Origin of the sequence: Pseudolysinimonas sp., assembly GCF_031389465.1 — a bacterium.
Classification (GTDB): Bacteria; Actinomycetota; Actinomycetes; order Actinomycetales; family Microbacteriaceae; genus Pseudolysinimonas_A.
Genome location: NZ_JANMSQ010000265.1, coordinates 1 through 6,778, shown reverse-complemented (window position 1 = coordinate 6,778; position 6,778 = coordinate 1). Strand labels below are relative to the sequence as shown.

The 6,778-nt window shown below is 69.3% G+C and carries 9 protein-coding genes and 1 pseudogene; 9 read left to right on the top strand and 1 reads right to left on the bottom strand.

All coding sequences use genetic code 11. From position 1 onward, the window contains the following. Positions 1–242: pseudogene (locus RMO30_RS10650) on the top strand (hypothetical protein); the annotation flags it as partial. On the opposite strand, the gene map reads toward RMO30_RS10650, so the two are convergent. After that, entirely contained in the window at positions 199–969 is a 771-nt protein-coding gene (gene map / locus RMO30_RS10645; RefSeq protein WP_309713100.1) for a type I methionyl aminopeptidase, read from the bottom strand. The pseudogene RMO30_RS10650 and the gene map sit on opposite strands and share 44 nt — an antisense overlap. 209 nt (positions 970–1,178) lie before the next feature. Between map and rplS the strand changes: the two genes are divergently transcribed. From rplS to dprA, 8 genes are all read left to right on the top strand, one after another. Continuing rightward, positions 1,179–1,526 carry a 50S ribosomal protein L19 gene (gene rplS / locus RMO30_RS10640; protein ID WP_309713097.1) on the top strand — a complete coding sequence of 116 codons (348 nt, stop codon included), beginning with the start codon at positions 1,179–1,181 and terminating at the stop codon, positions 1,524–1,526. A 100-nt stretch (positions 1,527–1,626) separates the two neighbouring features. Then, the gene (lepB, locus tag RMO30_RS10635) at positions 1,627–2,490 is read left to right on the top strand and encodes a signal peptidase I (protein WP_309713094.1); all 864 of its coding nucleotides are present in this window, start codon (positions 1,627–1,629) and stop codon (positions 2,488–2,490) included. Positions 2,491–2,492: 2 nt separating this feature from the next. Beyond that, complete coding sequence (locus RMO30_RS10630) at positions 2,493–3,164, top strand: ribonuclease HII (protein ID WP_309713092.1); 672 nt, start codon at positions 2,493–2,495, stop codon at positions 3,162–3,164. Positions 3,165–3,187: 23 nt separating this feature from the next. Beyond that, positions 3,188–3,511, top strand: a complete 324-nt coding sequence (locus RMO30_RS10625; protein WP_191281646.1) for a DUF2469 family protein — start codon at positions 3,188–3,190, stop codon at positions 3,509–3,511. 2 nt (positions 3,512–3,513) lie between these two features. Then, a complete protein-coding gene (locus RMO30_RS10620; RefSeq protein ID WP_309713086.1) occupies positions 3,514–3,834 on the top strand; it encodes a low molecular weight protein tyrosine phosphatase family protein in 321 nt (106 codons plus the stop codon). Positions 3,835–3,937: 103 nt separating this feature from the next. Beyond that, on the top strand, positions 3,938–4,300 hold the full coding sequence (locus RMO30_RS10615; protein WP_309713083.1) for a YraN family protein: 363 nt from the start codon (positions 3,938–3,940) through the stop codon (positions 4,298–4,300). After that, positions 4,297–5,835 carry a YifB family Mg chelatase-like AAA ATPase gene (locus tag RMO30_RS10610; protein WP_309713080.1) on the top strand — a complete coding sequence of 513 codons (1,539 nt, stop codon included), beginning with the start codon at positions 4,297–4,299 and terminating at the stop codon, positions 5,833–5,835. The genes RMO30_RS10615 and RMO30_RS10610 overlap by 4 nt, the downstream gene beginning before the upstream one ends. Next, a partial coding sequence (dprA, locus tag RMO30_RS10605; protein WP_397427927.1) for a DNA-processing protein DprA occupies positions 5,832–6,778 on the top strand: 947 nt, incomplete at its 3' end. The genes RMO30_RS10610 and dprA, both read left to right, overlap by 4 nt.

Here is a 6,778-nt window from a genome sequence, read left to right as displayed (position 1 = left end):
GTCTCGTCGAGGAGAGCCACGAAGACGGGCTGCTCGAGTATCCGAGTTACACGAAACCCGCGGTCTGGCGCGGACTCGAAACCCCACCCGTGCTCCTCGGCGGCAACCACGGTGCGATCGCCGCGTGGCGCCGCGAGCAGCAGCTGGAACGCACCCGCCGCATCCGTCCCGACCTGTTGCCGTCCGCCGACGAGCAGACTAAGACGAGCGAGCGGTCAACACCAGCGGGCCCGACTCCGTGATCGCGACGGTGTGCTCCGCGTGTGCTCCGCGAGAGCCGTCCTTGCTGCGCAGGGTCCAGCCGTCGGCGTCGGTGGAGATCTTGTCGGTGCCGTGCATGAACCACGGCTCGATCGCGAACACCAGTCCGGGCCGCAGTGCGAGCCCGCGCCCCGCCCGCCCGTCGTTGGGGATGTGCGGGTCGCCGTGCATGATGCGGCCGACCCCGTGGCCGCCGAAGTCGAGGTTGACCTTCAACCGGGCGTCGTGTGCGACGTCGCCGATCGCTGCTGAGATGTCGCCGATCTTGTTCCCGACGACCGCGGCGGCGATCCCGGCGGCGAGGGCCTTCTCGGTGGTGGCGATCAACGCAAGGTCCGCGGGACGCGCCGACCCGACGACGATCGAGAGCGCCGAGTCGGCAACCCAGCCGTCGACGTTGGCTGCGAAGTCGAGCGACAGCAGGTCGCCATCCTGAAGCACGTAGTCGTGGGGGAGTCCGTGCAGCACCCCGTCGTTGACCGACGTGCAGATGACTTTGCCGAACGGCGAGCCGCCGAACGACGGGTGGTAGTCGATGTAGCAGCTTTCCGCACCCTCGGCACGGATCATGTCGTGCGCGAGCGTGTCGAGGTCGAGAAGGTTCACGCCGACAGCGGCAGCGTCTCGAGTCGCCTCCAGCACACGGGCGACAAAGGAGCCGGCGGCCTTCATCTGCTCGATCTCGGCCGGGGTGCGCAGTTCGATCACCGCAGAAGCCTAGCTGGATGCCGTGCGCCGTCAGGTGGCCCGAACCGTCGCGCTATGGCAAGATGGTCGTTTGTGCCCGGCACGGTTCTGCCTCAGAGGAACCACCGAGTGCCTGCCGCCGCGTTTTCCGCGTTCGGCCGGGGCACGACCTCGATTCCACACCACTGACACCGCGCCCGATCTGAGGCGGTCGCAGAGAGCGATTTCCCATGCATATCCTCGACGACGTCGATGCCGCTTCTCTCCGGTCGGACATCCCCGACTTCCGCCCCGGTGACACCGTCAAGGTGCACGTGAACATCATCGAAGGCACGCGCTCGCGTATTCAGGTGTTCCAGGGCGTTGTGATCGCCCGCCAGAACGAGGGCGTGCGCGAGACGTTCACGGTGCGCAAGGTTTCGTTCCAGGTCGGCGTGGAGCGCATGTTCCCCGTGCACTCGCCCGTCATCGACCACATCGAAATCGTCACCCGCGGTGACGTTCGTCGGGCGAAGCTTTACTACTTGCGCAACCTTCGCGGCAAGAAGGCGAAGATCAAGGAAAAGCGCGACGCCTGAGTCGCGTGAGCGCGACTCTGCCGTGAACGGCAGAGCGCCGCGCGAGTCGTACGGCGGGTGCGCCTGAGCGACATATGCTGTCACGGAACCCAGGGGTGACATGACAGAGCAGGATGCGCCGCCGGCGCACGAGGGCACCGCGCCCGCCGAGTTCGACTCGGCTTCCGCGCCCGACTCCACGGTCGACGCGACCGACGAAAAGCCGACGCGTCGCAAGCGCGAAAAGCTCCGCGGCTGGCGGGCTTTCCTGCGCGATGTCGCCCTCATCCTGCTGGCCGCGATTGTCATCTCGTTCCTGATCAAGACCTTCCTGATCCGGTCGTTCTACATTCCGTCGCAGTCGATGGAGGAGACCCTCCAGATCAACGACCGCATCATCGTGAACGAGCTGGTGCCGAACGTCATGCCGATCGAGCGTGGCGACATTGTGGTGTTCCGCGACCCGGGCGGCTGGCTCGCCCCGGTTCCCGAGGTTGAGCAGAACCCGGTCGTCGAGTTCTTCGACTGGCTGCTCTCGATCATCGGACTCACCGCCCCCGACTCGAACGACCACCTCATCAAGCGGGTGATCGGTCTGCCGGGCGACGAGGTGGCGTGCTGCAACGAGTTCGGGCAGATGACGGTGAACGGCGTGCCGCTCGACGAGGTCGGGTTGTACGTGACACTTCCCGATGGCGTCACCAAGGTCTCGCGCGACGACTTCGCGGTCACGGTACCCGAGGACTCGCTCTGGGTGATGGGCGACAACCGCTACAACTCGAAGGATTCCCGGTACAACCAGGACGGTCCGACGAAGGGCTTCGTGCCGTTCGATCACGTCGTCGGCCGCGCCATCCTGGTCTCCTGGCCGATCGACCGCTGGACCTGGCTCGACAACTACCCGATCGTCTTCTCGGGCGTCGACGAAGGCGCAGGCACGCCGCAAGACGGCGAACCAGATCCCGGCGCGAGTCCGACGGGCTGACCGTGGTCTCGTCCGTCCCCACCCTCCGGCACGAGCGCATCTTGCTGCGCGAGGGTGCGCGGCTGGTGATCGGTATGGATGAGGTGGGTCGCGGCGCGCTCGCTGGCCCGGTTGCGGTGGGGCTGAGCATCGTGGATGTCGACACCCGCACCGCCCCCGAGGGACTCAAGGATTCGAAGCTGTTGGCGGAAGCCAAACGCGAGGAACTGCAGCCGAAGGTCGCCCGCTGGGCCCGGCACGCGGCCGTCGGGCTGGCGTCGAACGAGCGCATCGAGCAGATCGGCATCATCGCCGCGCTCGGGCTCGCCGCCCGCCGGGCGATCGACGCGATCCGCGAGGAGGGTGTCGACCTGACCGGTGCGGTCGTGCTGCTCGACGGGTCGCATGATTGGCTCACGCCGGCGATCAACGGGGCGATCCCGGTGACGATGAAGGTGAAAGCCGACCGCACCTGCGCGGCCGTCGCGGCGGCATCCGTTCTGGCGAAAGTGCACCGCGACCGGCTGATGATCGACAGCGACGCCGTGCATCCCGGCTACCTGTGGACGTCGAACAAGGGCTACGCGAGCGCCGAGCACTACGCGGGCATCGAACGCGTCGGCGCGAGCCCCCTCCACCGCTGGAGTTGGCTCAAACAGCCCGGACTGTTCGACCTCGACGCCCTCGGCGCATAGCCGCGCGACGTAGACTCGTCGGAATGGATGAGGACGAGTTCGAGGACTACGACCGCGAGGTCGAGCTGGCGCTCTACAAGGAGTACCGCGACATCGTCGGCCAGTTCCGCTACGTCGTGGAGACCGAGCGGCGGTTCTACCTCGCCAACGAGGTCACGCTCGAGCGCAAAGACACCGAGCACGACTTCTACTTCGAGCTCACGATGAACGACGTGTGGGTCTGGGATGTCTACCGCTCCGACCGCTTCGTAAAGAGCGTGCGTGTGCTCACCTTCAAAGACGTCAATGTCGAAGAGCGTGCCGACAAAGATCTCGAGCTTCCGAAGGAACTCGCGCTCGACGAGTAGCAGTGCTCAACATCCTCTTCGTCTGCGCCCGCAACCGCCTTCGCAGCCCGACCGCGGAGCGCGTGTTCGCCGGTCGCCCCGGTGTGGAGACCGACTCGGCCGGGCTGGCACCGGATGCCGACGTGCGTCTCTCGGGAGATCAGCTGCACTGGGCGGACCTCGTCGTCGTGATGGAGAAGGCGCACCGCACCAATCTCCGGCGCGGGTACGCCCGCGCGCTCGGCGGGACCCGTGTCGTCTGCCTCGACATCCCCGACCGGTACGAGTACATGGAGCCGGCGTTGATCGAGCTGCTCGAGGAGCGGATGCGCCCCCACCTGTAGCGGAGCTGATCACGCGGTCCTCCCCAGGAGCCACTCAGCCACCGGCTCCCGAGAACACGACGCCGGTGACGTGGAGCGACGTGGGATTGGCGATCCTCTCCGTATGGCGGCGAAAGACGAACTCGGCAGGCGTGGTGAGCGCATTGCGGAACGGGCGCTCACGAGCCGGGGGTACGAGATCCTCGACCGCAACTGGCGGTGCCCCGAGGGTGAGATCGACCTCGTCGCGCTCGACGGTGAGGCGCTCGTCTTCATCGAGGTGAAGACCCGCACCTCGACGAAGTACGGGCATCCGTTCGAGGCGATCACGCCGGGCAAACTCTCGCGACTGCGTCGGCTCGCTGCGGCCTGGCTCGCCGCGCGCGGACCGGTGCGCCGCGCGAACCGTTTGCGGATCGACGCGATCGGGGTCATCGCCCCGCGCGACGCCCCCGCGAGCATCGAGCATCTCGAAGGCATCTTTTGACGCGCGTCGCCCGCACCCACGCGATCGCGCTCCTGGGGCTCGACGGCACGGTCGTCGACATCGAAGCCGACATCTCGAACCACCTCCCGGCGTTCGTGCTCATCGGCCTGCCCGATCTCGCCCTCGGTCAGGCTCGCGAACGGGTGCGAGCGGCGGCAGCGAATGCGGGATGCCCGATCACCCACCGCAAGTTGACGATCAACCTTTCCCCGGCCGCGCTGCCCAAACACGGCACCGCGTTCGACCTCGGGATCGCGATGGCGGCGCTCGCGGCCGACGGCGTCGTGCCGGGAGAGAGTGTCGACCGCGTCATGCACCTCGGCGAGCTCGCGCTCGACGGGCGGCTGCGGCCGACTCCCGGCATCCTGCCGTCGGTGTTGGCGGCGTCGCGGGCAGGCTTCCGTACGGTTCTCGTGCCGGCGGGCAACGCGGCCGAGGCCGCGCTCGTCGAGGGGATCGCCGTGGTCGCGGTGGCGTCGGTGCGGGATGCCGCAATCTGGCACGGAGCCGCTCTTGAGCCGATCGAGGTTGAGCCGCTGCTGCTCCCGCCGCTCGCGGCCGAGGGCGCTCGCGATGACGGCGACCTCGCTGATGTCGTCGGCAACCGGGATGCCGTGGAAGCTCTGCAAGTCGCGGCGGCGGGAGGCCACCACCTCTTCCTGCTGGGCCCACCGGGTGCCGGCAAGACGATGCTCGCGAGCCGGCTGCCCGGCATCCTGCCCGACCTAGCGGTGGATGCCGCGCTCGAGGTCTCGTCGCTGCGGTCGCTCTCGGGGTTGCCGGTCGGCGCGCGGCTCGTCACCCGGCCGCCGCTGGAGGCCCCGCACCATACTGCGAGCCCGGCGGCGATCGTCGGCGGCGGCAGCGGGGTGCTGCGGCCGGGTGCTGCGGCGCGTGCGGCTCATGGGGTGCTCTTCCTCGACGAAGCACCCGAGTTCTCGCCGCACGCGCTCGACGCCCTGCGGCAGCCGCTCGAGTCGGGCGTCATCACGGTGTCGCGCGCGGCCGGGACGGCGAGATTCCCGGGACGGTTCCAGCTCGTGCTCGCGGCGAACCCCTGCCCGTGCGGCAATGCGGGTTCCCGCGACCAGGAGTGCCTGTGCACGCCGTTCGCGCAGCGCCGCTACCTCGGGCGGTTGTCCGGTCCGCTGCTCGACCGGGTCGACATCCGGTTGCGCGTCGAACGCATCACGGCGGCGCAGTTGCGCACAGCGGGTGACGGCGACCGCGTCGACACCCGCACCGCGCGCGACCGGGTCGAGCGGGCGCGCGCAGTCGCGGGAGAGCGGCTAGCCGCGACGCCGTGGCGGCTCAACGCCAACGTTCCGGGAACGTGGCTGCGCTCTCCCGCCGGTGTGCCCGCGCGCGGCGCGACGGCGGCACTCGACCGAGCTCTGGAGCGCGGCGGGATCACGATGCGCGGCTACGACCGGGTGCTGAGGATGGCGTGGACTCTCGCCGACCTCGACGACACTCCGCGCCCCGATGCCGGCCACGTCGGCCGGGCGCTGCTGTTACGGAGGGCCGTCGCGTGAGCGCCCCCATCCCGCCGTCGGAGGCTGCTGTGCTCGTGCGCGCCGTCGCCCCTGAGCGCGATCTCGACCGCGACGGCATTGCCGAGCGGTTCGCGCGGGCGCGCTGGTCGGCGATCGCCGAGCCCGGGGATGCCGACGCCGGCCGACTCATCGCAGCCGTCGGTGCAGTTCGGGCTATCGAGCTTCTCGCGACCGGCACCGTCGCGGGTGCGCTCGACGATCTCGCCGGCGGGTCGTTCGCCGAGGCGGTCGACCGCTGGCGTCCCCGCATCCGGCAGGTCGACATTCCGCTGCACCTCCGGCAGGCGGCGCGGTTCGGAGCGCGCCTGGTGATCCCGGGCGACCCGGAGTGGCCGAGTGGCCTCGACGATCTCGGCATTCACGCGCCGCCGGCGCTCTGGGTGCGCGGCGACGCCGGGATGCTGGGCAGACTCGATCGTTCAATCGCGATGGTCGGCGCGCGGGCTGCGACCGGGTACGGCGAGCACGTCACGATCGAAGCGGCGAGCGGGCTCGTCGACCGCGGCTTCGCGATCATCTCGGGGGCGGCCTTAGGTATCGACGGTGCTGCCCATCGGGCGGCGTTGGCGAGTGGCGGATCGACCGTCGCCTTTCTCGCCGGGGGAGTCGACCGCTTCTACCCGAGCGCCCACGAGACGCTGCTCACCCGCATCGTAGATCGCGGCGCCGTCGTGTCGGAGGTGCCCCTGGGTACGGCACCGACGAAGTGGCGCTTCCTCCAACGGAATCGGCTCATCGCGGCCGCCGCCCGGGCCACGGTCGTCGTCGAAGCCGGCTGGCGGTCGGGATCACTCAACACCGCGGGGCACGCCGCCCAGCTCGGGCGCCCACTTGGTGCGGTGCCCGGCCCCGTCACGTCGTCGGCGTCCGCAGGGTGTCATCGCCTCATCCGTGAGTACGACGCGGTGTGCGTGTCAAGTGC

What these genes read in the sequence shown, in the direction of transcription:
- rplS (WP_309713097.1), top strand. Translation starts at nt 1,179, where the DNA reads ATGCATATCCTCGACGACGTCGATGCCGCTTCTCTCCGGTCGGACATC.
- lepB (WP_309713094.1), top strand. Translation starts at nt 1,627, where the DNA reads ATGACAGAGCAGGATGCGCCGCCGGCGCACGAGGGCACCGCGCCCGCC.
- RMO30_RS10625 (WP_191281646.1), top strand. Translation starts at nt 3,188, where the DNA reads ATGGATGAGGACGAGTTCGAGGACTACGACCGCGAGGTCGAGCTGGCG.
- RMO30_RS10615 (WP_309713083.1), top strand. Translation starts at nt 3,938, where the DNA reads ATGGCGGCGAAAGACGAACTCGGCAGGCGTGGTGAGCGCATTGCGGAA.